General features: G+C 35.1%; 25 protein-coding genes and 1 pseudogene. 20 read left to right on the top strand and 6 right to left on the bottom strand.

Annotated elements, in window-relative coordinates:
• The first annotated feature begins 21 nt into the window (after positions 1 to 21).
• The 5 genes from ACODS7_RS09240 (at position 22) to chbG (ending at position 4,237) form a co-directional block, all read left to right on the top strand.
• On the top strand, positions 22 to 324 hold the full coding sequence (locus ACODS7_RS09240; RefSeq protein WP_001023569.1) for a PTS sugar transporter subunit IIB: 303 nt from the start codon (positions 22 to 24) through the stop codon (positions 322 to 324).
• 16 nt (positions 325 to 340) lie between these two features.
• Positions 341 to 1,648: a PTS cellobiose transporter subunit IIC gene (gene celB / locus ACODS7_RS09235; protein ID WP_001168820.1), complete on the top strand. Its 1,308-nt coding sequence runs from the start codon at positions 341 to 343 to the stop codon at positions 1,646 to 1,648.
• A gap of 182 nt (positions 1,649 to 1,830) precedes the next feature.
• Positions 1,831 to 2,154: a PTS lactose/cellobiose transporter subunit IIA gene (locus tag ACODS7_RS09230; protein WP_000989050.1), complete on the top strand. Its 324-nt coding sequence runs from the start codon at positions 1,831 to 1,833 to the stop codon at positions 2,152 to 2,154.
• Positions 2,155 to 2,157: 3 nt separating this feature from the next.
• Positions 2,158 to 3,483, top strand: a complete 1,326-nt coding sequence (gene celF / locus ACODS7_RS09225) for a 6-phospho-beta-glucosidase (RefSeq protein WP_000145741.1) — start codon at positions 2,158 to 2,160, stop codon at positions 3,481 to 3,483.
• A gap of 49 nt (positions 3,484 to 3,532) precedes the next feature.
• The gene (chbG, locus tag ACODS7_RS09220; protein WP_016079721.1) at positions 3,533 to 4,237 is read left to right on the top strand and encodes a chitin disaccharide deacetylase; all 705 of its coding nucleotides are present in this window, start codon (positions 3,533 to 3,535) and stop codon (positions 4,235 to 4,237) included.
• A gap of 38 nt (positions 4,238 to 4,275) precedes the next feature.
• Here chbG and ACODS7_RS09215 read toward each other — a convergent pair whose 3' ends face one another.
• Entirely contained in the window at positions 4,276 to 5,457 is a 1,182-nt protein-coding gene (locus ACODS7_RS09215; protein WP_029443615.1) for a chromate transporter, read from the bottom strand.
• Positions 5,458 to 5,636: 179 nt separating this feature from the next.
• On the opposite strand from ACODS7_RS09215, the gene exsM reads away from it, so the two are divergent.
• A complete protein-coding gene (gene exsM, locus ACODS7_RS09210; RefSeq protein ID WP_243168333.1) occupies positions 5,637 to 6,050 on the top strand; it encodes an exosporium regulatory protein ExsM in 414 nt (137 codons plus the stop codon).
• A gap of 184 nt (positions 6,051 to 6,234) precedes the next feature.
• Here exsM and ACODS7_RS09205 read toward each other — a convergent pair whose 3' ends face one another.
• From ACODS7_RS09205 to tagO, 3 genes are all read right to left on the bottom strand, one after another.
• Complete coding sequence (locus ACODS7_RS09205) at positions 6,235 to 8,910, bottom strand: sigma-54-dependent transcriptional regulator (protein ID WP_016079723.1); 2,676 nt, start codon at positions 8,908 to 8,910, stop codon at positions 6,235 to 6,237.
• Positions 8,911 to 9,014: 104 nt separating this feature from the next.
• Complete coding sequence (locus tag ACODS7_RS09200; protein ID WP_243168332.1) at positions 9,015 to 9,752, bottom strand: polysaccharide deacetylase family protein; 738 nt, start codon at positions 9,750 to 9,752, stop codon at positions 9,015 to 9,017.
• Positions 9,753 to 9,952: 200 nt separating this feature from the next.
• Positions 9,953 to 11,026, bottom strand: a complete 1,074-nt coding sequence (gene tagO, locus ACODS7_RS09195) for a UDP-N-acetylglucosamine--undecaprenyl-phosphate N-acetylglucosaminephosphotransferase TagO (protein WP_000378306.1) — start codon at positions 11,024 to 11,026, stop codon at positions 9,953 to 9,955.
• Between the two features lie 539 nt (positions 11,027 to 11,565).
• Here tagO and ACODS7_RS09190 point away from each other — a divergent pair.
• A complete protein-coding gene (locus tag ACODS7_RS09190) occupies positions 11,566 to 12,891 on the top strand; it encodes a UDP-glucose dehydrogenase family protein (protein ID WP_098629315.1) in 1,326 nt (441 codons plus the stop codon).
• A gap of 74 nt (positions 12,892 to 12,965) precedes the next feature.
• Complete coding sequence (gene wecB / locus ACODS7_RS09185; RefSeq protein ID WP_000140121.1) at positions 12,966 to 14,081, top strand: non-hydrolyzing UDP-N-acetylglucosamine 2-epimerase; 1,116 nt, start codon at positions 12,966 to 12,968, stop codon at positions 14,079 to 14,081.
• Between the two features lie 36 nt (positions 14,082 to 14,117).
• On the opposite strand, the gene ACODS7_RS09180 is transcribed toward wecB, so the two are convergent.
• Both ACODS7_RS09180 and ACODS7_RS09175 read right to left on the bottom strand, forming a co-directional pair.
• On the bottom strand, positions 14,118 to 15,248 hold the full coding sequence (locus ACODS7_RS09180) for an LCP family protein (RefSeq protein WP_243168331.1): 1,131 nt from the start codon (positions 15,246 to 15,248) through the stop codon (positions 14,118 to 14,120).
• Positions 15,249 to 15,330: 82 nt separating this feature from the next.
• Positions 15,331 to 15,966 (bottom strand): YigZ family protein, encoded by a 636-nt coding sequence (locus tag ACODS7_RS09175; RefSeq protein WP_016079727.1) that lies wholly within the window; start codon positions 15,964 to 15,966, stop codon positions 15,331 to 15,333.
• A gap of 236 nt (positions 15,967 to 16,202) precedes the next feature.
• Here ACODS7_RS09175 and ACODS7_RS09170 point away from each other — a divergent pair, with 236 nt between their 5' ends.
• The 12 genes and pseudogenes from ACODS7_RS09170 to ACODS7_RS09115 all read left to right on the top strand — a co-directional run.
• Complete coding sequence (locus ACODS7_RS09170; protein WP_016079728.1) at positions 16,203 to 17,045, top strand: DegV family protein; 843 nt, start codon at positions 16,203 to 16,205, stop codon at positions 17,043 to 17,045.
• Between the two features lie 172 nt (positions 17,046 to 17,217).
• Positions 17,218 to 17,532, top strand: a complete 315-nt coding sequence (locus ACODS7_RS09165; protein ID WP_000400857.1) for a winged helix-turn-helix transcriptional regulator — start codon at positions 17,218 to 17,220, stop codon at positions 17,530 to 17,532.
• Between the two features lie 148 nt (positions 17,533 to 17,680).
• Complete coding sequence (locus ACODS7_RS09160) at positions 17,681 to 19,108, top strand: C40 family peptidase (protein WP_243168330.1); 1,428 nt, start codon at positions 17,681 to 17,683, stop codon at positions 19,106 to 19,108.
• Positions 19,109 to 19,234: 126 nt separating this feature from the next.
• Positions 19,235 to 20,584 (top strand): ATP-dependent helicase ComFA, encoded by a 1,350-nt coding sequence (gene comFA, locus ACODS7_RS09155; RefSeq protein ID WP_098138776.1) that lies wholly within the window; start codon positions 19,235 to 19,237, stop codon positions 20,582 to 20,584.
• Positions 20,584 to 21,288 carry a ComFC family protein gene (locus tag ACODS7_RS09150; protein ID WP_080681879.1) on the top strand — a complete coding sequence of 235 codons (705 nt, stop codon included), beginning with the start codon at positions 20,584 to 20,586 and terminating at the stop codon, positions 21,286 to 21,288. The genes comFA and ACODS7_RS09150 overlap by 1 nt, the downstream gene beginning before the upstream one ends.
• A gap of 126 nt (positions 21,289 to 21,414) precedes the next feature.
• Positions 21,415 to 21,612, top strand: coding sequence for a cold shock protein CspC (gene cspC / locus ACODS7_RS09145; RefSeq protein ID WP_001990088.1), 198 nt, complete (start codon positions 21,415 to 21,417; stop codon positions 21,610 to 21,612).
• A gap of 323 nt (positions 21,613 to 21,935) precedes the next feature.
• A complete protein-coding gene (gene hpf / locus ACODS7_RS09140; RefSeq protein WP_000671193.1) occupies positions 21,936 to 22,478 on the top strand; it encodes a ribosome hibernation-promoting factor, HPF/YfiA family in 543 nt (180 codons plus the stop codon).
• 410 nt (positions 22,479 to 22,888) lie between these two features.
• Positions 22,889 to 23,371 (top strand): DUF2712 domain-containing protein, encoded by a 483-nt coding sequence (locus ACODS7_RS09135; RefSeq protein ID WP_000023374.1) that lies wholly within the window; start codon positions 22,889 to 22,891, stop codon positions 23,369 to 23,371.
• 117 nt (positions 23,372 to 23,488) lie between these two features.
• Positions 23,489 to 24,058 carry a hypothetical protein gene (locus ACODS7_RS09130; protein ID WP_001211060.1) on the top strand — a complete coding sequence of 190 codons (570 nt, stop codon included), beginning with the start codon at positions 23,489 to 23,491 and terminating at the stop codon, positions 24,056 to 24,058.
• A gap of 31 nt (positions 24,059 to 24,089) precedes the next feature.
• Entirely contained in the window at positions 24,090 to 24,878 is a 789-nt protein-coding gene (locus ACODS7_RS09125; RefSeq protein WP_000120050.1) for a hypothetical protein, read from the top strand.
• Positions 24,865 to 25,560, top strand: coding sequence for a hypothetical protein (locus tag ACODS7_RS09120; protein ID WP_029443608.1), 696 nt, complete (start codon positions 24,865 to 24,867; stop codon positions 25,558 to 25,560). The genes ACODS7_RS09125 and ACODS7_RS09120 overlap by 14 nt, the downstream gene beginning before the upstream one ends.
• Positions 25,561 to 25,631: 71 nt before the next feature.
• Positions 25,632 to 26,093: pseudogene (locus tag ACODS7_RS09115) on the top strand (hypothetical protein); the annotation flags it as partial.
• Between the last annotated feature and the right edge of the window lie 31 nt (positions 26,094 to 26,124).

Below are 26,124 nucleotides of genomic sequence, written 5' to 3'. Positions count from 1 at the left end.
CTACACAAGGGGGATTTTCAAATGAATATTTTATTATGTTGTTCAGCAGGGATGTCTACAAGTTTACTAGTTACAAAAATGGAAGCGGCTGCAAAAGCTCGCGGTCTAGAAGGAAAGATTTGGGCTGTATCTGGGGATGCAGTAAAAACGAATATCGATCAAGCAGATGTGTTATTACTAGGACCACAAGTTCGTTACATGCTTTCTTCAATGAAAACGCTTGCTGATGAGAGAAACGTTGGAATCGATGTTATTAATCCAATGCACTACGGCATGATGAATGGAGAAGCAGTTTTAGATCACGCATTAACACTTAAAAAATAATTAGGGGGGAAGCGAAATGCAAAAGTTTATTGCATTTATGGAGAAATATATTGTTCCTGTCGCTGGTAAAATCGGATCGCAACGTCACTTAGCTGCGATCCGTGACGGATTTATTGCAGTTATGCCACTTATTTTAGTTGGTGCACTGGCATCACTAATTAATGGTTTTCCGTCTGAAGCTTTCCAAGATTTCATGAAAGGTTTGTTTGGTGAAACGTGGAAACAAGTCGGCGGTGGAATGTGGACTGGTTCTTTCGCGATTCTAGCACTAATCATAGCATTTACAACAAGTTATAACTTAGCAAAATCTTACGGCGTTGATGGTTTGTCAGCAGGTATTATTTCATTTGGTGCGTTAATTATTCTTACGCCAACAACACCGAAAGAAGGCGGATTGAACTTAGCTTGGACAGGTGCACAAGGGTTATTTGTAGCAATTATCGTGGCGCTCCTTGTTACTGAAGTATTCCGTTTCTTTGTACAAAGAAACATTACTTTTAAAATGCCTGATGGAGTACCACCAGCAGTTTTAAGATCTTTCGCAGCTATAGTTCCAGCATTTGTTATCTTAACAGTAGTTGCAGGTATTCAATTAGCAGTGAAATTAGCTGGTACAAGTGTTCATGAATTTATCTTTAATACGATTCAATCACCACTACAAAGTTTAGCAGGGACATTACCAAGTGCAATTGTCATTGTACTCCTTGTTCATCTTCTTTGGTTCTTCGGCTTACATGGTCCAAATATCGTTGGTGGTATTATTGAGCCATTATATTTACCGGCATTAGAGAAAAACATGAAGTTATTCCAAGGTGGTACATCTGCATTTGATGTTCCAAACATTATTACAAAACCATTCTTTGATACTTTCGTATATCTTGGTGGTTCTGGTGCAACATTAGCATTCTTGGTAGTGGTATTACTTGTAGCAAAAAGTGCACAGTTACGCGGTGTATCTCGCTTATCAATTGGACCAGGTGCATTCAATATTAATGAACCGGTAATATTTGGTACACCAATTATTTTAAATCCAGTGTTATTCTTACCGTTTATCATAACACCAATTGTATTAGTAATTACTTCTTATACAGCTATATCTATTGGCTGGGTACCAAAAACAGTTGCGATGATCCCATGGGCAACACCACCAATTATTAGTGGTTATCTTGTAACAGGTGGACATCTTTCAGGTGCAATTCTACAGTTATTCAACTTTGTAATTGCGATGGTAATCTATTATCCATTCGTTGTATTATGTGACCGTTCAGTTGTTCGTACTGAAAAAGAAGCAGCGCAAGGAAACAACAACTCTGTACCTATGTAACATAGAGATTGTTCTCACAGACAACGGTGTCTGTGAGAACAATTACCTTTATATCATGTTCAAAAAGATGAAAAACATCTATATGAACACTAAACTATCATTAATAAATTCATACTTTAATAGACATGTTCAAACTGAAGGGGTATTTAAATCGGTTGAACCTTATAGAGAGGGCGGTAATTATGATGACTACAGCAGAACAAATTCCATTCCAATTGATTTTAAATAGTGGTAACGCACGAAGCTTTGCGATGGAGGCACTTCAATTTGCCAAACAGGGGAAAATGGCAGAAGCAGATGAAGCGATGGTAAAGGCGAAAGAAGCGATTAATGAAGCGCATCATTTTCAAACAGAGCTCATACAATCAGAAGCAAGAGGAGAAAAAACAGAGATTAGTGTTCTTTTAATTCACGCACAAGATCATTTAATGAATGCGATTACAGTGAAAGAATTAGCAGCAGAGTTTATTGATCTTTATAAAAAGCTTGAAGCGAAAGGGGAATAAAGCATGACTGGAATTAAAATTGCTACAATCGGCGGTGGATCTAGTTATACACCAGAGTTAATTGAAGGATTTATTAAACGTTATGATGAGCTTCCTGTTCGTGAAATTTGGTTAGTAGATATTGAGGCAGGAAAAGAAAAATTAGAAATCGTTGGTAACTTAGCGAAACGTATGGTGAAAAAATCAGGTTTACCAATTGAGATACATTTAACACTTGATCGCCGTGAGGCATTAAAAGATGCTGACTTCGTAACAACACAACTTCGTGTTGGTTTATTAGAAGCACGTGCAAAAGATGAAGCAATCCCATTAAAATATGATGTAATCGGTCAGGAAACGAATGGTCCTGGTGGTTTATTCAAAGCGTTGAGAACGATTCCTGTTATTTTAGATATTTGTAAAGATATGGAGGAGCTCTGTCCGAATGCATGGTTAATTAACTTTGCAAATCCAGCTGGTATGGTAACAGAGGCAGTTCTTCGTTATACAAATATTCAAAGAGTAGTTGGTCTATGTAACGTTCCAATCGGAATCCGCATGGGTCTTGCAAGATTACTTGAAGTAGATGCGAGTCGTGTTCACGTTGATTTCGCAGGTTTAAATCATATGGTATACGGACTAGATGTATACTTAGATGGCGTAAGTGTAATGGACCGTGTGTTAGAGCTTGTAACAGATCCAGAAAAGCAAATTACGATGGAAAATATCGCAGCGCTTAACTGGGAGCCAGACTTTATTCGAGGACTTCGTGCGATTCCATGTCCATACCATCGTTACTACTACAAAACACGTGAAATGTTAGAAGAAGAAAAAGAAGCTTCTGTTGAAAAAGGTACACGTGCAGAAGTAGTAAAACAATTAGAAAATGATTTATTCGAGTTATATAAAGACCCGAACTTAGATATTAAACCACCACAATTAGAAAAACGTGGCGGCGCTTATTATAGTGACGCAGCATGTAGTTTAATTACGTCTATTTACAATAATAAAGGTGATATCCAGCCTGTTAATACACGAAACAACGGAACAATTGCAAGCTTACCACATGATTCAGCTGTTGAAGTGAACTGTATTATTACGAAAGAAGGTCCAAAACCAATTGCAGTTGGAGATCTTCCAGTACCAGTTCGCGGTTTAGTACAACAAATTAAATCATTCGAGCGCACAACAATTGAAGCTGCTGTTACAGGGGATTATCATAAGGCGCTGCTTGCTATGACAATTAATCCACTTGTACCATCAGATAAAGTTGCAAAACAAATTTTAGATGAAATGTTGGAAGCACATAAAGAGTATCTTCCACAGTTCTTTAAAAAGGTAGAGAAGTAAAAGCGGCGCTATTTAGCCCGCTTTTTTTATTCTATTAGGAGGTATTATGATGATTAAGTTAATTGTAAATGCAGATGATTTCGGTCTTACAGAAGGTACAAATTACGGCATTATTGATGGGCATATAAATGGACTTGTAAATTCAACGACGATGATGATGAATATGCCAGGAACAGAGCATGCGGTACGCTTAGCGAAAGAGTACAACCTACTCGGAGTAGGCGTACATCTCGTATTAACAGCAGGGGAACCACTTCTTGGAGACGTACCATCACTTGTAGGTAGCGACGGATCGTTTCATAAACAAAGTGTTGTAAGGGAAGGGAATATAAATCCAGAAGAAGTTGAGAGAGAATGGACTGCTCAAATTGAGAAGTTTTTATCTTACGGATTAACACCAACTCATTTAGATAGTCATCATCATGTGCATGGTTTACCGATTTTACATGATGTTCTTGAGAGATTAGCGGCTAAATATAATGTTCCGATTCGTCGTTGTGAGGAAGATAGAGCGGTGCATCCATTTTCTGATGTGTTTTACAGTGACTTTTATGCGGATGGTGTGACGGAAGATTACTTTGTGAAGTTAAAAGAAAGAGTACAAGGTGAACAAACGGTAGAAATTATGGTTCATCCAGCTTATATTGATCCAGAGCTTGTGAAGCGTTCTTCTTACGTAATGGATCGTGTGAAGGAATTGCGTATTTTAACAGAGAGCGAATTACCAGAAGGAATAGAGCTTGTGAAGTTTTAATAGAAAAACGACGGCTACATCATGCCGTCGTTTTTTATTTATAAAATGGATAGAGCGTATCCGCCAAAGGCTCCCAGTATAACGATAACCCAAGGTGGTGTTTTCCAAAAAGCGAGCAAGCAAAATAGAAGAGACGCAAAAACAAAATCTACAGCATTCATAATTGTGCTTGTCCAAATAGGATCATAAAAAGCGGCAATTAAAATACCAACAACAGCGGCGTTAACACCAAGTAGTGCGTCTTGTATGAATGATATTTTTCTCACGCTGTTCCAAAATGGTAAAACACCAATAACGAGTAAGAAAGCAGGGAGGAAAATCGCAATTGTTGCGAGTATTGCCCCAAGCGTCCCGTTTAACACTGCTCCTATATAAGAGGCGAATGTAAATAGTGGTCCTGGTACTGCTTGTGTTAATCCGTATCCAGCTAGGAACTGTTCTTTCGTCATCATGCCGTTTTGTACAAACTCACCTTCAAGAAGGGGCAGCACGACGTGTCCTCCTCCAAATACAAGTGCGCCAGAGCGATAGAAACTATCAAATAAAGCGATGTAATAAGAGAACGGTCTTAATATTGGTAGCAGTAGTAATAGTCCAAAGAATAAGACGAGACAAGAAACTGCTATCTTTTTTGAAATAGGTACTTTTATATGCTGAGATTGGCTAATTGGTTGGTTACGATATAAAAACCAGCCGATAAAGCCACATATTATAATGAGGATCACTTGCGTCCAGCTACTTGGCCATAATAAGGCGATTGCGGCAGTTACAATCGCAATCGTCGCACGGTTGCGATCTGGAGTTAACTTTTGCGCCATTCCCCATATTGCATGAGCGACAATTGCGACTGCTACAAGTTTGAGTCCATGAATCCATCCTGTACTTCCAATTTCGAATTGAGTAAGGAATGAAGCAAAAAAGACTAAAACGAGAACAGATGGAAGGGTGAAACCAATCCAAGAGGTAATTGCTCCTAAAAGCCCGCCCCTTAATAATCCAACTCCCATACCGACTTGACTGCTAGCGGGTCCAGGAAGGAATTGACACAGTGCTACTAAGTCTCCATAACTTTTTTCATCCATCCATTTTCTTTTTTGCACGTATTCGTGGTGGAAATAACCAAGATGAGCGACAGGACCGCCGAATGAAGTAAGTCCTAATTTAAATGAGACGAGAAAAATCTCTAATAATATTTGAAAAGTGTATTTGTTAGTTTTCAATGGAACCCCCCATAATGTTTTTTCTATGTGCATTATACAAGAGACTGTAAATCTAAAGGAACAATTTCAATGTAAAGATTTTGTGAATCTTTTCTTTGTAATTAAAATTGAAAAAGTCATAAATGATTATGTCTAAACCATAAAGTAGTGCTGGGAAATTTATATAAGGAGAATGCCTTATGACAACACATTTCTTTGCCAGGTTAACAGGTAAGAGGGAAGTGCCTCCTGTAAATACAGAAGCTTTTGGGGTAGCAGAGTTTATTTTTAGTGATGATTTAACGAAATTGCATTACAGAGTCATACTAAAAAATATAGAAAAGGTTACATCGTGTCAAATTCATTTAGGGAAGTCTACTCAAATTGGTCCTGTTGTTTTATATTTGTATGGTCCACTGGAGCAAGGTATTAGCTTGAACGAGGGAAGCATTACTGGTGTAGTGAATGTGGAGGATTTTGAGGGACCTTTACAAGGGAAATCATTTGTACATTTACTTCAAGAAATTATTCAAGCAAACGTATATGTTAATGTCTATACGAAATCACAAAAAAGAGGAGAAATAAGAGGGCGAGTTAGAAAAGTAAAGAAGTAGAGGAAAAGGCTGTCCATATGTTGGAACAGCCTTTTCTCATTATATAAGGTGCTAGTTTTAGCGATTATTGTCGGTAAATCGATATATTTTGAAAATCGCTGATATAATCTGAGTTACGCCGATATATTTCAATAATCGCTGATATAACTTGCGTTACGGTCGATATATTTAAAAACTGCCTCGATTAATTTTTCACAGGTTGATTTTTAATAAAGAAGTCCATAACGTAAAATACTTCGTCATCTGGTATTTGTATTTCAAATGTATTTTCAATTGGTTGCAATGCTTTTTTTACTTTCATATACATCCAGTATTCATCTTGTCTTCTTTTCTCTTTATCAGGATGAGGAAGAAGGCTTTCTCCTTTTTGAAGACGGTCAACCATACAGCTCATATGCAGAATAACACCCATTAAGCTATCAGGAGTTAGCTGTAAGGAAATTAATTCTTGGATTGTATTTAATGCGTAACGAATTGTTTTGATCAGTAATGCCCCATCGTTACGCTGCATTTGTTGTTCAAGAATATCCGCCATTTTTGCATATGTTTCTTCATACGTAATTAATTCTTGAATGGGCTGAATTGCTGTGTAGTTTACGATGTCTTGGAAATGATATGTTAAGCATGGTACTTGCACATCGAAATTCGTAACGATACAAATGATGTTACGCTCTTTTTTTATGTTCTCGATCATTTTCGTTAAATCTTTTTCATGGACGATACTAATCGGAATAATTTCAATTAAGTCTTTATCAAATCTTAAATAGTTTTCTAACATTTTTTGAATAGCTAAAGCACTTCCTTCACCAGTTAAACAAGCTGTTAAAATAACAGATTTCATTGGAGAGAGAGGTTTTTTCTTTTCTTCTTGTACGTTTAAGTAAAACGGTGTTAAATTTTTTACTGTTTCATATAGCGCATCTAATGAATAACCGAGCTGAGCTTTTCGAGCTGCTTCTAGTGCATGTGGTGTGCTCGTCATCGAGAGAACACGTACAGGAATTTTGAACTCCGTTTCTAATATGTCACCGATATAAGCAAGTGACCCCATATCAACAAGTAAGAGAAGCCCATTTACATTTTGTAGTGTTTTCATATACACTTTTACACGCTCTAAGAAATCTTTCGGTGATTCGTGTAACGGCATATCAATACCGGTTACTTCCTCAATGCCGAGAAGTTCGTTTGCAACGTTTGCCATTTCAGTTGCGATGCCATTACCGTGTGCTAATATTAATACTTTTACTTCTGTTTGTGAGGCAGGAATTGGATCAACAACGAAGAACATTGTTAAAAAGCCAGCTTCATCAATAGGCATTGTTATTTGTAATTCTTCTTCCAGTAGTTGAATGCCTTGCATAGCGACGGAAAAGGCTTCTTTATATTTCGTACGAATTTGATTTAATTGCGGGTGATGTATTTGTTTTCCGCTTTGTAAACGTTGTAGAGTTGTCTGTACATGTAAACTTAAAGCGAGAAATACTTTTTCATCAAACGTCTTAGATAAATGTTTTTCCGCAAGTTCCGCTATTTTTTCACATACAGACACGATATTACGATCCACAATTTTAAAAACATTTTCATGGCTTGTTTTTTTTGATATTTGGTTAAAATATTGTACGAAAAAGCTTTGAACATCATTTTCTATTAGTAATTCTAATTCTTCCTCTTCAATACCACGTGCTTGAAGTTCTTCGTATTTATAATCAATATAATCGTAAATAGAAGAGCGTTTTTCATCTTCTGTTTTATGATTACTCCAACCTTCATCACCTGTAAATACAAATGTTTCATTTGGTATTTGGTATAAGTGACGGCTCTTTCTTTCAATGAACAGCCCTTCTTTCATATACCAAGGTAAGTCTGTACTTGAAACATAGACAGAATCACGTTTCTTTGTCACGAAGTCAGAATAGGCTTTTGCACAGGCGATTTGTACATCCGTTTTTAATTGACCGATGTTATTGGGACAATTATAAAAGACGAAAGCACGCATTGCATTTGGGCTAACATGAATTTCTTTTCGCAGACGAATTGCTTCATTTGTGAAAAATAGCTGTAGTAAAGCAAAGCGCTCTTTATGTGTACGCTCACGAAGTGGTGGCAGCGTAACAGTCATCGGTATACGTCTTGTAAATGTTTTTAATAAAAATGAATTTGGTTCTTCTGTTGTTGCAGTAATGATTAATACTTGTGCTTTACGTTCGTTTTCTGTTTCTCCAAGGCGGCGGTATACTCCGCGGTCAATAAAGGTGAAGAGCATTTCTTGTCCCTCTGGAGGCAGACGATGTACTTCATCTAAGAAAAGAATCCCTTCATGAGCTTTTTCAATTAATCCTTTTTGATCACTCGCACCTGTGTAAGCCCCTTTTTTAATCCCAAATAACTGTCCGAGTAGTAGTTGTGGATTGTTTGCGTAATCAGCACAGTTAAAGACGATAAATGGTGCATTTTTGGGAAGCTGTTCAACTTCAATTGCATATTCGTGCATTAAAGAAGCAAACATAGACTTTCCGACCCCTGTTTCTCCTAGTAGTAAAGTATGCATACCGTTTGGAGGGTAGAGAATAGAAGCTTTCGCTTTTTCAATTGCGATTTTAAGGCTCGTATTTTCAATTGCAAATGTATCTAATGAAGTTACTTCTTTTGAATGCGTTTCCAACGAAGTGTTCGTTTCGATATAAAAACGAACAGGACGCGTATTTGTTTTTAATAAACGTTTATCTTTTACAAGTTTGTTTAAGTCGCTACTTACATTAGCGCGATCTAGTTGCAGAAATGTAGCGAGTTCTGACGCGGTTACACCTTCTGTATAATTGCCTTCTTGTATTGCATTAAAAATGAGATCTATTCGTTTCATTTCTATTCACCTCGAAACTTCATCACTATTTAAAATTTTACACAAAAATGGGAAGGGTGGGAAGAGAAAAATAAAACAGCTTTAGCATATAGGCACTAAAGCTGTTACAATCTTGTGTCTTTCCAAAAGTTTACTTCGAGATGGGAAGATGGATTATAGGGAAGAAGTTTGTATCCTTGTGACTGTAAGTAATCAATTACTTGTGGCAGTATTTGTACGGTTACACTCGAATCATGCATTAAAATTACTTCGATTTGTTCGTCGCTCTGATTACGTACTCTTTCTAGTATGGCAGAAGGATTGTCATAGCTTTTCCAGTCGTATGTATCGATTGTCCAATCCCACATTTTATACTGGGCTGATACAAGTGCATCACGGTAATTCTTTTTTAAGTAAGGCATGCTACCATACGGGACACGAACGAGATGTGTATTTAATTTTGTAACTTGCTGGACAATGGTTTGTGTTTGTTCCATTTCTGTAATTAAAGCAGATGGATCGCCAGTGTAAAGGCGTTTTACATCGTGTGACATACTGTGAAGTCCGATATAATGTCCGTCTTTAATCAATCGTTGCATTGTCTTTTTGTAATGTGGTACTTTTCCACCAATAACAAAGAAAGTTGCTTTTCCGTTCTTTTCTTTTAAGATGTTTAAAATTTGTGTAGTATATTTGTTTGGCCCGTCATCAAATGTTAAGTACGCAATTTTTTGTGTAGGAGAGTTCGTTTCAGTATTTGGATAATGTTCAGCAGGAATAACAGTTGTTGCTTCAGTATTAGATGATGCGTACATAGTAATTGTTAAGAATAAAATAATACATTGAAATACTCGCTTGATCATAACATTCACCCTCAGTTTGACAATCAAGATGTAAAAAAGAAAACTTGATACGTTTCTTATTATGTATATCTTTCTCCAATAGAGGAACTCTCAAACAATCTATATTTTGGAAATATAAAATAAGGAATAAAAAATAGCATCCTCTTGTAAGAAAGAGGATGCTATTTGAATATTTCATAATGGTAAAGGCTATACTACAATTAGTCTTCGCGTTTTTTCACTTTTTTATAAAAGGAAATAAGTGGTTTGTAACGTTCATGTACAAGCCCGATTATTTCAGCAATGATTTCTGTGAAGAAAATCAAAGCGAAAAGAAGAATAATGGATAACCATAACGTTGCACTAGTGAAAATAATGGCATTTACACTAAAGAAAATACCGAATGCGTATATAATTAGTACCGTTTTACGATGAGAGAATCCCATTGCAAGTAAGCGGTGATGTAAATGCGATTTATCTGGTGCTGAAATAGGTTTTTTATTTACGATACGACGGATGATTGCAAATATCGTATCAAATATAGGTACACCTAAAATGATAATTGGAACGATAAAACTGAATAACGTTACACTTTTGTATAATCCAAGTAACGATATAACAGAAATACAGTATCCTAAAAATAGTGCTCCTGTATCTCCCATGAAAATTTTTGCTGGATGGAAGTTGAAGAATAAAAATCCAATTGTACTTGCTAATATAATTAATGCGAGTGGCAAGATAATAGCTGTTCCAGTACCCCATGGGCTAGTGAAGGCCATATATGCTAGCGTTGCAAGTACGATAGATGAAATCCCAGCAGATAATCCATCTAAGCCGTCAATTAAGTTGATTGCATTCGTAATACCTACAAGCCAAAATACTGTAATGGGATAAGCAAGCCATCCAAGTTCAGTATCCCCAAGGAATGGGATATATAATACTTGCACTAATAATCCACTTTTTACAATCATAATGGCAACTAACAGTTGTCCACCGAATTTTACTTTCGCAGATAACTCGTACATATCATCTAAAATTCCGATGATTACAATGATAATCGCACCTAGCGTTATCGATAACATTCTTTGCTCATATAAGCCGCCGACAACAAACCCTACAGCTACACCGATAAATATTGCTAACCCGCCAAGACGAGGCATAATTTTTTGGTGTACTTTACGTGCGTTTGGCTTATCTGTCGCTCCTATTTTAAAAGCTAATTTAATAACTAAAGGAGTAACGACGAGTACAGTGATGAAAGATGCCAAAATGGCATAAATCACTTGTGAGTCCATTAATACCCCACCCTTTATATTCTAACGTAATTTTTTTTTTGAAAATATATTTATCTGAAAATTATGATGTTTATTTACAGGCTCATAACATATGGTATCACAAAAAGATTAGAATTCAATCTTTTTTTCTCTTTACGGTTAATGGAAGCGGATAGAATATATGACAATTGTATATAGAATGTTGCATCATATGAGAAGGTTAATCGTACTGGACTTTGGAATATGACATTTCCTCTTTTTCTTCGATAGTGAATACTTTTAGTTCAGTATTATAAGTGTTACACGTAGAAATGAGTAAGTTTCATGTTAAAATGTGGGAATTTATCTCGTATCAACTAGTAGCCCCATTCCTACTAATTAAAGTTTCACTTTATATTATAGTGCATTTAATTTTACAAAAACTTTAAAAAGAATGAGGGAAGTAATTCATATAATGAAGAAAGAAAAGGGTTTTCTCATTTTTAATGTGAGAGGGGGAAGCACAGGGAGAATTCTGTATTTCATATCTTTTCTATTGTAAATTCCTGTGCGAAAAGGAAATGAAAATTACGATAATAGGTACTGGATATGTTGGATTGATTACAGGAGTAGGATTGGCAAAGTTGGGGCATTCAGTTACATGTTTTGATATAGATGATGAAAAAATTGAACGGATAAAACAAGGGGATTTACCTATTTATGAGGTTAGATTACATGAATTAATAAATCATGCATATGAGAATAATGCTTTAACTTTTACATCAAATAAAGAAGAGGCATTTGATGATGTAGAGTTTATATTTATTGCAGTTGGAACCCCATCTTTATTAGATGGGACGGCGGATTTAACGTATATTCAGAGTGCTTGTAACGATATTGGATTATATGCGACGAACGATATTATTGTTGTTACGAAAAGTACAGTTCCAGTAGGTACAAATGATGTAATGAAGGGATGGATTGAGGAGAAGTTAAAAGGGAGGCATACAGTACATATTGTATCGAATCCAGAGTTTTTGCGTGAAGGTTCAGGTATTTATGATTTCTTTCATGGAGATCGTATTGTAATTGGAGCCGATAGTGAGGAAGTAGCAAGAAGAGTAGAGAGTTTGTATAGTAAATTATGCTTAGAAACGTACGTTACAGATATTAAAAGTGCAGAGATGATTAAATACGCGTCGAATGCCTTTTTAGCTACAAAGATTAGTTTCATTAATGAAATTTCAAATATATGTGAGAAGGTAGGCGCAAATGTATTGGATGTTGCCAAAGGAATGGGAATGGATAAGAGGATTGGTGCATCTTTTTTAAATGCAGGTATTGGATACGGGGGATCATGTTTTCCAAAAGATACGAAAGCGCTGGTGCAAATTGCGGGAAATGTTGCTCATGATTTTCGTTTGTTAAAAGCGGTTATTGAAGTAAATAATAAGCAACAGCTGCTATTGATTGAAAAAGCGAAAAAAGTTATGAACATGAATAAAAAGCGGATTGCAGTTCTTGGCGCATCCTTTAAACCGAATACGGATGATATAAGAGAGGCATCATCTCTTATTATAATAGAAGCATTACTTAATATAGGTGCAGAAATTGTTCTGTACGACCCAAAAGCAATTCAATATGTGAAAAATATATTTGGAGATGCTATACAATATAGTAGATGTATAGATGAATCGATTAGAGATGTGAGTGCGGTTTTTATCGTAACAGAATGGGAAGCTATTCGAGTGTACCCGTTAGAAAAGTACGTACAACTTATGAGAGAGCCTATTTTATTCGATGGGAGAAATTGTTATACTGATGAAGATGTTAAGAAACAAAAGATAGATTATTACTCGGTGGGCAGAAAAAGTATTTGTAATAGAAAAGCTTCTGTTATGCGTTAAAAAGGGATGTACTCATGCATATTTTTATATGTCATAATAGAAGCTGTAATTAGTGAAAGAAAAGAGGCAATCATATGACTGAACGTTTAAAAGTAATGACAATTTTCGGGACACGTCCAGAAGCAATTAAAATGGCACCTCTTGTATTAGAGTTGCAAAAACACCCAGAAAAAATTGAATCGATTGTGACTGTAACAGCACAGCATCGCCAAATGTTAGATCAAGTATTAAATATCTTTGGAATTACGCCAGATTTCGATTTAAATATCATGAAAGACCGCCAAACTTTAATTGATGTTACAACGCGTGGTTTAGAAGGTTTGGATAAAGTAATGAAAGAAGCGAAGCCGGATATTGTACTTGTACATGGTGATACAACAACAACATTTATTGCAAGCTTAGCTGCTTTTTATAATCAAATTCCAGTAGGTCATGTTGAGGCGGGACTTCGTACGTGGGATAAGTATTCTCCATACCCAGAAGAGATGAATCGTCAATTAACAGGTGTAATGGCGGATCTTCATTTCTCACCAACAGCAAAATCAGCAACGAACTTACAGAAGGAAAATAAAGATGAGTCACGTATTTTCATCACAGGAAATACAGCGATTGACGCGCTACAAACGACTGTAAAAGAAACATATAGTCATCCTGTACTAGAGAAACTTGGAAATGATCGTCTTGTACTTATGACAGCTCACCGTCGTGAAAACTTAGGTGAACCTATGCGTAATATGTTCCGTGCAATTAAGCGTCTTGTTGATAAGCATGAAGATGTACAAGTTGTGTACCCTGTTCATATGAACCCTGTTGTTCGTGAAATAGCAAATGAAATTTTAGGTGAACATAATCGTATTCATTTAATTGAGCCGCTAGATGTAATTGATTTCCACAATGTTGCAGCTCGTTCATACTTAATGTTAACGGATTCTGGTGGTGTACAAGAAGAAGCTCCATCACTTGGGGTACCAGTTCTTGTTCTTCGTGATACAACAGAGCGCCCTGAAGGTATTGAAGCAGGTACGCTGAAATTAGCAGGAACAGACGAAGAGACAATCTTTGGTCTTGCTGATGAGTTGTTATCAGATAAAGAAGCTCATGATAAGATGGCGAAAGCATCTAACCCTTACGGTGATGGTCGTGCATCAGAGCGCATTGTAGAAGCGATTTTACAACACTTTAATAAGTAAATAAAAAAGGCCCAATCGATAGATTGGGCCTTTTTGTTACGGCTGATTGCGCATAATCCACTCTGCATGAGCATTTGTAGAAGGTGGCGGATCAGTTGGTGTTTTATTTTGGTTTGTTTCTTTTTTTGCTTGTTCGTTAGAATTAGAACTTGAACTTGCATTTGAATCAGGATTTGAGTTGTTTTTTGTAGTTGGATTTTTTGCTTTTTCTCCTAATTCTTTTTCAATTTCGTTACGCACCGTTTCTACACTGATTGGATCTGGAAGGAAGTAATAAATACCGCCTATCTTTTTGTCTTCGCCTTCAAGCTTTAACGTTTGCATTGTAGAAGGGTCAAATCCAGAAAGCTTATTGTAAAGAGCAAGTCCGTCTGAAATAGGAATGTCGGTTTTTATATATTTTCCAACGACAGCTGTTAAATCTTTAATTTTAAATACAGTAGAGGTTGAGTTTAGCTTTTGGGCAACAGCGGCTAGTAATTGTCTTTGTCTAGCAGCTCGACCATAATCGCCATTTGGATCTTGCTTTCGCATACGGACGTAAGCAAGTGCTTCTTCACCGTTTAAGTTTTGCTGTCCTTGCTTAAATTGAATTTTTTTGTAGTAATCTACGTCAGAGCGCTCCCAGAAATCGAAGGGTACGTCAACAGTAACGCCGCCAACAGCATCAACGATACCTTTAAAGCCTTGGAAATCAATTTTAAGATAATGGTCTACAGGAACTTTTAGAAAGCCTTCGACAGTTTTGATTGCCATTTCTTCTCCGCCGTAAGCATGGGCAGCGTTAATTTTGTCTTCCTTATTTTTACCAACAATTGTAACTCGAGAATCACGAGGAATACTCATAAGTGAAATCTTTTGAGTTTTCGGATTGACTGTTGCAAACATTAATGAATCTGTACGACCATTTTGACCGTCTGTCGCATAATCTTCTATCCCCATAATGAGAATTGTAAAAGGTTCTTTTGTAATTTCTACATCTTTGTTTCTTAAATCCGATTTTTCACGAGTAAAACCACTATACATCCCCGTAAGAGAAGAGTAAGAATTTAACACATAAACTCCTATACTGCCAAATAAAAATGCGAAAATAAGGAAGAAGAAAAGTTTCCTTCTTCGCTTCTTTTTTATTCTGCTATTTTGGAGATGATAATAACGTTCTTCCATATATAATCTCCTTAGTTCGTTAGTTCATTTGTAGGGAAGTAATTCACTACATTAATCTTTGAAGGTGATAAAAGAGTTATGCTTAGATAACATCTTGTTCTAAGTACAACATATCTCCTTCTGTAATTGTACATTTCCCGTTTGTTAATTCAATCATCCAATCTGTGAATGCTTGTTTGCCGTCTTCTTCTACATAAGTATCAAATGTGACATTTTCTAGATAATGTATATCTTTAATGGCATATTTTGAATTACGTAATTCATTTTCTACTTTGCCAAGTAATGTGTAATCAATCTCGGTTTGCATCACACGCATTAGTTTTCGCTGGACAACACCGACATGATTAATGCCTTCGCTTGTACACTTTCCATATGCACGAATTAATCCACCTGCGCCAAGTTTAATGCCACCAAAATAGCGTGTTACGACAACGACGGTATCTTTTAGCCCACGTTTTTTAAGTACTTCTAGCATTGGTACGCCAGCTGTGCCGCTAGGCTCGCCGTCATCATTTGCTTTTTGAATATGATCTTGTTCGCCAATTAAATAAGCGGAACAATTATGTGTTGCATTCCAATGCTGTTTTTTTATTTTTTGTATAAATTCTTGAGCCTCTTCCTCAGTCGTTGCTCGGCTAACATAACAAATAAATCTTGATTTTTGAATGACGATTTCGTGTTCGCCGTAGTCTTTGATTGTTAAATATTGTAATAGCACTTGTATACGCCCCTATCTATCAAAATGACTAGTACTTTCCATTTTAAAAGCGAGCCTTTTTATATTCAAACATTTTTTCTAAATAGGCTGAAGTTTTTGGTGAGTATTTTATCTTTTTGTTGTAATTTGTCGAGATGGTGAGTATAATTTCAACCGGCATTTCCCTGTATGGATGCACCATTTGTAGTTTTCGTGTAAAATTAGGAAATAAAACTTTTTATAAGGCAGGTACGAAAATGAAAATAGCTATTGTTACTGATAGTACAGCATATATACCGAAGCAAATTCGTGATGAACTCAATATATATATGATTCCATTAAACGTTGTGTTTGGAACAGAATCTTATCAAGAAGAAGCTGAAATTTCAGCAGATGATTTTTATGTGAAAGTACGTGAACAAGAGGAACTTCCAAAAACTTCTCAACCAGCAATCGGAAAGTTTGTTGAGCTATATGAAGAACTAGCTAAAGATTATGATGCAGTTATTAGTATTCACCTATCAAGTGGAATTAGTGGTACATATCAAACATCGACGACAGCTGGACAGATGGTAGAGGGTATTGATGTATACACGTATGACTCTGAAATTAGTTGTGAAGTACAAGGATTTTATGTGCGTGAAGGTGCAAGGTTAGCAAGTGAAGGAAAGAATCCAAAAGAGATTATTGCTCGTTTTGATGAAATGAAGAAAACGATGGACGCCTATTTTGTAGTTGATGATTTACATCATTTACAACGTGGTGGTCGATTAAATAGCGCGCAAGCTTTCATCGGCAGTCTGTTACAAGTGAAGCCAGTTTTATATTTTAGAGATAAAATCATTATTCCGTTTGAAAAGATTCGTACACGTAAAAAAGCATTAAAACGTATCATTGAAATTTTTGATGAGCAAGCAAGTAAAGGTGTACCTATGGAAGCAGTTATCATTCATGCGCAACGTGAAGAGGAAGCGAATGAATGGAAGAAAGAATTAGAAGCAAAATATCCTCACGTCACAATTCGTACAGGTTATTTTGGAGCTGTAATTGGTACGCACTTAGGTGAAGGTGCATTAGGTCTTGGATGGTATACGAAGTAATAAAGATATAAAAAGCTCTCTTTTTAAGAGGGTTTTTTTACGGGTATGTTACGTTTAGTTGACAAGTTAATATTTGGAAATGGTAAAATGTACGTAAAATAAAATAATGAGGAAAGTTTTATAACTTACTTTTTACAAGAAACTATATTATAATAGAAGAGAGGTGAAACATATGGAGCATAATTCTTGTTTATGTCCAAAGTTTGAGTCAGCTTTTACTTTGCTTAGTAAGAAATGGACTGGCTTAATTATTAAATCTTTGCTTGAAGAGTCGAAACGTTTTAGAGAAATCGCAGATATTATCCCAAATATGAGCGATCGTATGTTGTCAGAGCGTTTGAAGGAATTGGAAAGCGAGGGCATTGTAGTTCGTAATGTCTATCCAGAAGTACCAGTTCGAATCGAGTATGGCTTAACTGACAAGGGAAAAGCGTTAGAAAGTGTTATGGATGAGGTCCAAAATTGGGCTGAGAAATGGATGAAGTAGCATTTCATTTGTATTCGTATATTTAATAAAACGTAAGGGATTCCTTACGTTTTTTCTTTGTTTATAGAAGTAAGAAAAGTATATAAATTTCTACACACACATACAAAAATATACGAATTTTGCGCTAGAGCTACATATAATATTACATTTGTTTTACAAAAACGTAACATTAGCAAAAAAAATCCCGAATTATGGTATAAATTTTATAGGTTATATACGGAAAAAGAAAAAAGAAAGCGGTGTAAAAAATAAAATGAAAAAGCTAAAAATGGCATCTTGCGCTTTAGTTGCAGGGTTAATGTTTTCAGGGCTAACACCAAATGTATTTGCAGAAGATAAAATTTCTGACGTGAAATCACAAATTAATACACAAAATGACACTTTACATAAACAACAACAAGAACGTGATGAATTACAAAAACAAATGAATGACTTAAACAAAACAATTCAAGGTTTAGATAAGTCTGTTCAAGAGAATGCTGCAAAACTTGATGAAACAACGAAAAAAGTTTCTGATACTGAGCAATTAATTGAAAAGAAAAATAAAGATATTGCAGAATTACAAACGAAGATTGCAAAACGTGAAGAGTTATTAAGAAAGCGTTTAGTTGCACTTCAAGAACAGCCAAATACGAACGTTGTAACAGAAGTTCTTGTAAACTCTAAAAACGTTGCAGATTTAGTTGATCGTTTAACTTCTGTTTCTAAAATTCTTGAGTCTGATGAAAATATCATGAAAACACAGCAAGAAGACCAAGCTAGTGTGAAAAAAGATGTTGCAACGGTAAAAGAGAAACAAAAAGAATTAAAAGAAGCACAAGCTCAAATTGAAACTGCTAAGAAAGAACTTGACGCTGAAAAAGAGAAAAAAGCAACAGCGGTAAATGATTTAAGCGGTAAAATGGATACAGTTGTAACTACGATGACAAGTACGGAAAGCCAATTAAAAGAGCTTGAACAACAAGCATTAAAATTACAACAAATTGCTGAAAAAGAAGCGCAAGAAAAAGCTGCACAAGAAGCTGCTGCTCAAAAACAAGCAGAGCAAGCTGCACAACAACCAGCAGCTCAACCAGCACCAACACAAGCTCAACCAGCAGCTCCAGCAAATAATGCTGTACAAGCTCCGAAAGAAGAGTCTAAAAAAGAAGAGCCTAAAAAAGAAGAAGCGAAAAAACCAGCTCCAACTCCAGAAGTACCAGCTGATACTAAAGGTGGCAGACAAGATGTTGTCGAAAAAGCTAAAGGTTTAGTAGGACTAAAATACGTATGGGGTAGTGCATCAATTTCAAACGGTGGTTTTGACTGTAGTGGTTTAATCTCTTACGTTTACGGTTTAGGTCGTCAAGATACTAGAAGTCTGTGGAGTTCTGTACAAAAGATTAGCGCATCTGAAGCGAAACCAGGAGATCTTATCTTCTTACAAGGTACATATAGAGAAGGTGTATCTCACGTTGGTATTTATATCGGTGGCGGTCAAATAATTCATGCTGCTGATGAGTCAACAGGTGTTACTTACGGTAGTGTAAATAGCTCTTACAACCAAAAACATTTCTTAGGTTACGGAAGATTATAGAATTATAATTCAATAAAAAACGTGTATAAAGTCGATAGCTTACTATTTTATAAGTAGGTTATCGGCTTTTTTGAGTTTTTACGGGATTTGAAGAAGGGTTTATAGTAGTGATGGAGGTGATTGTCGATGCTAGCGGGGAAACAGTTGCTATTAGACGAACTTTCTTCAGATTTACAGAGGGAATTAAATGATTTGAAAAAGAAGGGAGAGGTCGTTTGTGTACAAGGTGTAAAAAAGAAGGCTTCTAAATATGTATGTCAGCGTTGTGGAAATATAGAACAGCGGCTATTTGCGTCGTTTTTATGTAAAAGGTGCAGTAAAGTGTGCACATATTGCCGGAAGTGTATAACGATGGGGAGGGTAAGTGAATGTGCTGTACTTGTTCGCGGGATTGCTGAAAGAAAGAGAGAAAAGAATTTAAATTTGTTACAGTGGAACGGGAAGTTGTCTACTGGTCAGAATTTGGCAGCACAAGGTGTTGTAGAGGCTATTAAGCGAAAAGAATCATTTTTTATTTGGGCTGTATGCGGGGCTGGGAAAACAGAGATGTTGTTTTACGGTATTAACGAAGCGCTTCAAAAAGGAGAAAGAGTTTGTATCGCAACGCCGAGAACGGATGTTGTTCTGGAATTAGCACCGAGATTACAAGAAGTATTTCCATATATAAAGGTAGCGGCTTTATATGGAGGGAGTGTGGATAAAGAAAAAGATGCAGTACTAGTCGTTGCGACCACGCATCAATTATTGCGTTATTATAGGGCGTTTCATGTCATGGTTGTAGATGAGATAGATGCTTTTCCATATTGTGCAGATCAAATGTTACAGTACGCGGTAAAACAAGCGATGAAAGAAAGGGCGGCGCGTATTTATTTAACTGCGACTCCAGATGAAACGTGGAAGCGGAAATTTAAAAAAGGTGAACAAAAAGGTGTTATTGTTTCTGGACGATATCACCGTCATCCTTTACCAGTTCCTTTATTTTGTTGGTGCGGGAATTGGAAAAAAAGCCTCATTCATAAAAGAATTCCTCGAGTTTTACTACAGTGGTTACAAACATACTTAAATAAAAAACATCCTATTTTTTTATTTGTCCCTCATGTGCGATATATAGAAGAGATAAGCCTGTTGTTAAAATCATTAAACAAGCGAATTGAAGGTGTACATGCAGAAGATCCGGGGAGAAGAGAAAAAGTAGCGGCTTTCAGAAAAGGAGAAATCCCATTATTAGTTACAACGACAATTTTAGAGCGAGGCGTAACGGTGAAAAATTTGCAAGTAGCGGTTTTAGGGGCGGAAGAAGAAATATTCTCAGAAAGTGCACTCGTACAAATTGCGGGCCGAGCAGGGCGGAGCTTTGAAGCACCGTATGGAGAGGTCATTTATTTTCACTATGGTAAGACAGAGGCGATGGTGCGCGCGAAAAAACATATTCAAGGTATGAATAAAAATGCCAAAGAACAAGGATTGATCGATTAATGCATTGTTTACTTTGTGATGAGTGTTGTGTAGAAAAGGTTAGTTGGTACAATTTTTTGGTAAAGTGTCATAGAAAATATATATGTGATAGATGCGAGCAGAAACTTTCCTATATTATAGGAGAAATTTGCATGGAGTGTGGGCGGCCTTTAGAATATGTTCCTGTCTCATTTCAAGAAGAAGGTATTTGTATAGATTGTCTAAGGTGGATGAAAGAGGCGAAGTATCGTTCTTTTAAAAACCGTTCGTTATATATGTATGATGATGAGATGAAAGAAATAGTAGCGCAGTTTAAGTTTCGGGGGGATGCAGAGTTAGTGCGCATTTTTTATCGTCCTTTTCGAAGTTTATTTCAAGAGTATTTTGCTAATGTTTCAACCGTTATCGCTGTTCCGCTTAGTAAGGAAAGGGAAGTTGAACGTGGTTTTAATCAAGCTGAGTTATTAGCAACTTGTTTACCTGTCAAAATTTCTTATCCATCATTAAGAAGAAGGGAAACAGAAAAGCAAAGTAAGAAGACACGTAAAGAAAGGATGTCAGGAAGCAATCCTTTTTATTTTCAGGGAGAAGAGATATTTTCTGAGCAACATATTTTACTCGTTGATGATGTGTATACGACTGGAATTACAGTTAGGCAAATCGGAAGTTTGTTATATGAAAGAGGGGCAAGGGAAGTATCTAGTTTGACACTTTGTAGAAGTTAATATGGCAGTGTCGAAAGGGATAATAAAAAGGCGATAAGTCTTCTTTGACTTCATATGTTGTCATTCGTTATAGTCAAAATATGGGGCGGATGCCCTGATTTTTAGAGTGAAGGGAATGGAATGAACATGCAAGGAAGAGTGAAATGGTTCAATGCAGAAAAGGGATTTGGGTTTATTGAGCGTGAAGATGGTGACGATGTATTTGTCCATTTTTCTGCTATTCAACAAGATGGGTATAAGTCGTTAGAAGAAGGGCAACAAGTAGAGTTTGACATTGTAGATGGAGCACGTGGACCACAAGCAGCTAATGTTGTAAAACTGTAGGAATATTGTTTTTGGGAAGAGAAAGCTGCATTTGTGGCAACGTTATATATATGTAGTAGAACCTCTTGTTTTTCGCAAGAGGTTTTTTGTTATAGGGTAAGTTGTCAAAAAGTTTTTTCTTTTCTGTAACGAATTGTCCACAGTTATATTCGTTATTCACGATGTTAATAGGATAAAATAAAGATAGAAACGATGCATCTTTTCATTTCAACAAAAAACGATAAAAAAATCGCAATTCCACTAATTTTTTTAAAAAAGTTAGAAGGAGTTTTTAAGCCAGTGTCGAAATTATAGTACATAGGCTTGAAAGGAGGAATTCATCTATGAAATTCAACATTCGTGGTGAAAATATTGAAGTAACTCCAGCATTAAAGGAATATGTAGAGAAAAAACTAAGTAAGTTAGAGCGTTATTTTGATACATTCCCAGAGATTAAAGTTAATTTAAAAGTATACTCTGACAAGCAACGTGTCGAGGTAACAATACCATTTACTGATTTATTACTTCGTGCAGAAGAAACTAATAGCGATATGTACGCTGCTATCGATTTAGTAGTTGATAAACTTGAGCGACAAATTCGTAAACATAAAACAAAGGTAAATCGTAAGTTACGTGAGAAAGGTTCTGTGAAAACGAACTTTATCCTTCCAGAAGCAGTAGCTGTTCTGGATGCGGTAGAAGAGGATGAATTAGAACTTGTACGTACAAAACGATTCGATTTAAAACCGATGGACGTTGAAGAAGCGATCCTACAAATGGATATGCTAGGACATAATTTCTTCGTCTTCACAAATGCTGATACAAATGAAACTAATGTTGTATACGGCCGTAAAGATGGGAAATACGGTTTAATCGAAACTAAATAATAATTCAAAAGCGCAGCCGAATGAGGCTGCGCTTTTTTTGTATTTTTCGTAGCAAGGTTAAAAAAGTTTTATAAGTAGTCAATTTCATTAAGAATTGATTTTTAGGCGGTGTTTCCTCAAAAAAACAGGAGAAAATTCGAAACTTAGAGAGGTGAGTTATTCTTTATTATTTGGAACAAGCATAGGAATGTAGTTATCTCTACAAGTAATTCTTTGTTAGGAGTATATTATTATTTTTAAAAATTTAACAAAATGTTCGCAAGTGTAAAAGTAATATTAAATGTTCTGAAATATATTTGAGGTGTATCGAGGGGGTGTTATTATAATATAGTGTTATATAGATTTTATATTGTTCCTTCAGTAAAAAAATAAAATCGATATAATGCTACAAATTATCGGAGGTGCTTTTAGTGAGCATTAAGAAAAAAAGTCGTTTTATGTTTGGATCTGTTTTATCGTTAGGTATTTTAGCTAGTACTTTTGCTTTAACCGAACCTGCTAAGGCTGATACAAAGGATGATCATGTAGAATTTACCTTTAGACTTTGGAATGCATATGATTTTACTAATGCACGTCCTAAAGAGACACCTACTTCTATGTATATGCGTGTAAAGAGTAGTGAGAAGGGCGGTGGTTCTTTTAACGTTTGGACAGAAGCTGATAAAAATAAAGGTAAAGGTAATAGAGATTGGGTAAATGTTTCAGGTGAGTCGGGTAAGCATGAAGGAACGGTGAAACCAGGTAAAACGTATCTTTTCCAAAATTACGCATATGAAAACTATGGAAAAAATGTACCTGTGAGATTTGGTGGTTATTCTAGAGAAAATAATGCTTATCCTACTGCTTGGAGTCCTGATAGTGTAAGACCGAGTGGACCTTACACTGAATATTGATTTAGAAATTATAAATTGAAATTATTTATTGTGTAGTACTAGAAAAAGTCGTATAGTTCCGAGTCTTGATTATACGGCTTTTCCTGCTATTTCATTTTTAAAATAGGAGGAGTTGTAATGAGGTTTATCTCAAGATATATTTTAGTTTGTTTTTTTATATTGAGTATTAGTTTCTTAGTTTCTTGTCAAAAGAAAGTAGATGAACCGATTGTAAATATTGAAGATACTTTAACGGAAAAAGATAATTTGAAAAGTATTCAGTTACAAGAAATTAAGAAAAATACTATTGTTGAACAAGTGTTTTTAAAAAGTGAAAATGGTCATGATTTCTTTCAAGGTCAAATAGAAAGAAATGATAGTTTAATAGAGGATAAGCTTTCAAATAAAAAATTAAAGTCAGGAGTTATACCAGAAAATTATTATGTTTTTTTAACGGGTGTGACGAATAAGAAAAAACCAACGTATCTTTTGGGACGGATTGAACAAATTGATGGAAAAATAATTCAGTGGAAACAAGAAGTTAAGAGTGTAAAAAGAAAAGGTACAAATGATGTTTATCAGTATGAAGTTGAGTTTCCTAAATTTGAAGGAGAGAGAGCAAATGTTTCTTTTCGTTACATTTGGTTAAATAAAGAAAATAAATGTTATGGTGTTGCGGATCAACTGTTCATATTAAAAAAGATTTAAATTTCATTAATGCTTTATGGAGGAGTTGTAGATGAGTTACTTTTTAGGAAGGATTTTAAAAGGTAGGATGTTTTGGTTGTCTGTATTTATTATGTTAGTAATTGTCATTGCTCAATATATTGCTATGTGTGTAACAACGAAAGGATTTAATGATGCTGGGATTATAAAGGTATCTCCATATTTATCTAACATTTTACATTTTAATAGATTACCATTTTATAGTGAATTTTATCTACTTATATTCCCTATGATTTCTGCAATGGCTGTAGCTGGGATTTATAGAATTGATAAAAATTATGGATTTATTTATCCTGTCATTTCTAAGATGGGAACGCGTCATTATTTTAGATTACTTTATTGTATTAATTTTATAGTATCTTTTTTTATTATAAGTGTCCCTTTACTATTTCATTTTTATTTATATGCGATGACTTATCCGACAGTTGCTCCGCATCCGATATTAAATTATATGGCGGCTACTGTTTCACCAACAGCTCAATTTAATACGGTTTATTATGAGTATCCTACTTTATATTTTCTAATGTATGTATTTTTAAATAGTTTATACGGTGCGGTTTTTTCGAGTTTGGCTTTATCAATTTCGTTTTTTATAAAACGAGTTTATTTTATTTATTTAGTTCCATTTGTTTTACATATTTTTTGGCTTGGTATTGGAAAAGGGATTCTCAATCCTAAAGATTATTTAATTAAAGATTTCGGCTTTTTTGAATTGCAAATTTTTCTTAGTGTCCTGTTATGTATTTGGTTTTGTTCTGTAGTTCTTTATTTACGGGGGAGTAGGAAGCATGTTCTTTTATAATGTAATGAAAGAAACTATAAGGATGAAATATGTTGGGTTAAGTATTCTCTTTTTACTTAATCTTAGTATCATTGGTTGCTTGTTCAATTATTTTGAACGGGGCATTGTAAAAGAGAAAATGAACGAATTGGAAACTTTGTATAAGGTTATGTCGTTTTATAATTTGTCGACTATATTTATTCCTTTAACAATTGTTTTTTCTGTATATTCTATGTCGAATTTTTTTAGTATTTATGTTGTTTACAGAGTGAATAATGTATTGAAATTAGTTTCCATATATTATATAAAGTTATTCGTTTTTGTTTCCTTTTTTGCTGGGAGTATGATTTTACAGTTGTTTTTGATGTCAAATAGGATGGCTGTAACTAGTGTTGATGTAAATTATCCATTATTATTTTGCATTCAATTATTTGCGAGTGTTTTTATATGTATGATAAGTGCTTTATTGCAATTATTTTTACCTAGTTTACTTGTAATAATATGTATGATTACTGCTGTTTTATTAGATAGATTTATATTACATGGATTTTTATTTACAAATGCTTTTTATATAAATGTGTTTGAAGATGCTACTGGTTTATTTATACGCTTATTTGGCTGTTTTTTTATCTTTTTTATAAGTGTATGGATTTTATCTAAAAAAAGTTATATTTCTATGAATGATGAGACAGAGGTGATCTAGTTTACATTATGATCTTATATAATTTGTTAAAAAGAGATTTACATGTAAGGTTTCGAGATTCCAGCAAGATAATGGCTTTTTTATTCTTAATTTACGCTATTATTGCAATTGCTTTTTTATACAATCAGCCTCTTAGTAATGGTAAAGAATCTGTATTAGTAGATGTTACCTTTTATCGATTTTTTCATGGAGTAGACTTTGTGGATTTATCTTATTTTTATAAGGAGGGGCGATTTTCTATTCCTTTTTATTGGATATTCTTTCAAATCACTCCTTTGTTGCTTGTAGGGAATTTTGCTTTTTCAGATATTCAACAGAATGGTGTTTATTTACTTCCTCGTGTTAAGAAGAAGCATTTTCTGTGGTTAACGAAAATGCTATCTTTGTTTTTTTACATAGTTTGTATTTGGGTTGTTATGTATTTTATTTGGTTTACGGTGTACTATTTGCTTACTTTTGGCGAGAGTTCTTTATATAGTCAATTTTCTTATAAAATATTAGGTACTATGCTATATAAGTTCCGTTTAATGTTTTAACATCGATAAAAGTGTCTATACTGCTTAT

The sequence above is a fragment of the Bacillus sp. FG16 genome (assembly GCF_057809515.1).
This window is presented reverse-complemented; position numbering and strand designations above follow the sequence as displayed.

Coding starts and splice junctions, on each gene's coding strand:
- ACODS7_RS09150 (WP_080681879.1), top strand. CDS start 20,584: ATGCATTGTTTACTTTGTGATGAGTGTTGTGTAGAAAAGGTTAGTTGG.
- ACODS7_RS09180 (WP_243168331.1), bottom strand. CDS start 15,248: ATGGAAGAACGTTATTATCATCTCCAAAATAGCAGAATAAAAAAGAAG.
- exsM (WP_243168333.1), top strand. CDS start 5,637: ATGACAACACATTTCTTTGCCAGGTTAACAGGTAAGAGGGAAGTGCCT.
- ACODS7_RS09205 (WP_016079723.1), bottom strand. CDS start 8,910: ATGAAACGAATAGATCTCATTTTTAATGCAATACAAGAAGGCAATTAT.
- ACODS7_RS09165 (WP_000400857.1), top strand. CDS start 17,218: ATGGAGCATAATTCTTGTTTATGTCCAAAGTTTGAGTCAGCTTTTACT.
- celB (WP_001168820.1), top strand. CDS start 341: ATGCAAAAGTTTATTGCATTTATGGAGAAATATATTGTTCCTGTCGCT.
- celF (WP_000145741.1), top strand. CDS start 2,158: ATGACTGGAATTAAAATTGCTACAATCGGCGGTGGATCTAGTTATACA.
- wecB (WP_000140121.1), top strand. CDS start 12,966: ATGACTGAACGTTTAAAAGTAATGACAATTTTCGGGACACGTCCAGAA.
- ACODS7_RS09130 (WP_001211060.1), top strand. CDS start 23,489: ATGAGGTTTATCTCAAGATATATTTTAGTTTGTTTTTTTATATTGAGT.
- comFA (WP_098138776.1), top strand. CDS start 19,235: ATGCTAGCGGGGAAACAGTTGCTATTAGACGAACTTTCTTCAGATTTA.
- cspC (WP_001990088.1), top strand. CDS start 21,415: ATGCAAGGAAGAGTGAAATGGTTCAATGCAGAAAAGGGATTTGGGTTT.
- chbG (WP_016079721.1), top strand. CDS start 3,533: ATGATTAAGTTAATTGTAAATGCAGATGATTTCGGTCTTACAGAAGGT.
- ACODS7_RS09120 (WP_029443608.1), top strand. CDS start 24,865: ATGTTCTTTTATAATGTAATGAAAGAAACTATAAGGATGAAATATGTT.
- ACODS7_RS09200 (WP_243168332.1), bottom strand. CDS start 9,752: ATGATCAAGCGAGTATTTCAATGTATTATTTTATTCTTAACAATTACT.
- ACODS7_RS09170 (WP_016079728.1), top strand. CDS start 16,203: ATGAAAATAGCTATTGTTACTGATAGTACAGCATATATACCGAAGCAA.
- ACODS7_RS09190 (WP_098629315.1), top strand. CDS start 11,566: ATGAAAATTACGATAATAGGTACTGGATATGTTGGATTGATTACAGGA.
- ACODS7_RS09230 (WP_000989050.1), top strand. CDS start 1,831: ATGATGACTACAGCAGAACAAATTCCATTCCAATTGATTTTAAATAGT.
- tagO (WP_000378306.1), bottom strand. CDS start 11,026: ATGGACTCACAAGTGATTTATGCCATTTTGGCATCTTTCATCACTGTA.
- ACODS7_RS09240 (WP_001023569.1), top strand. CDS start 22: ATGAATATTTTATTATGTTGTTCAGCAGGGATGTCTACAAGTTTACTA.
- hpf (WP_000671193.1), top strand. CDS start 21,936: ATGAAATTCAACATTCGTGGTGAAAATATTGAAGTAACTCCAGCATTA.
- ACODS7_RS09125 (WP_000120050.1), top strand. CDS start 24,090: ATGAGTTACTTTTTAGGAAGGATTTTAAAAGGTAGGATGTTTTGGTTG.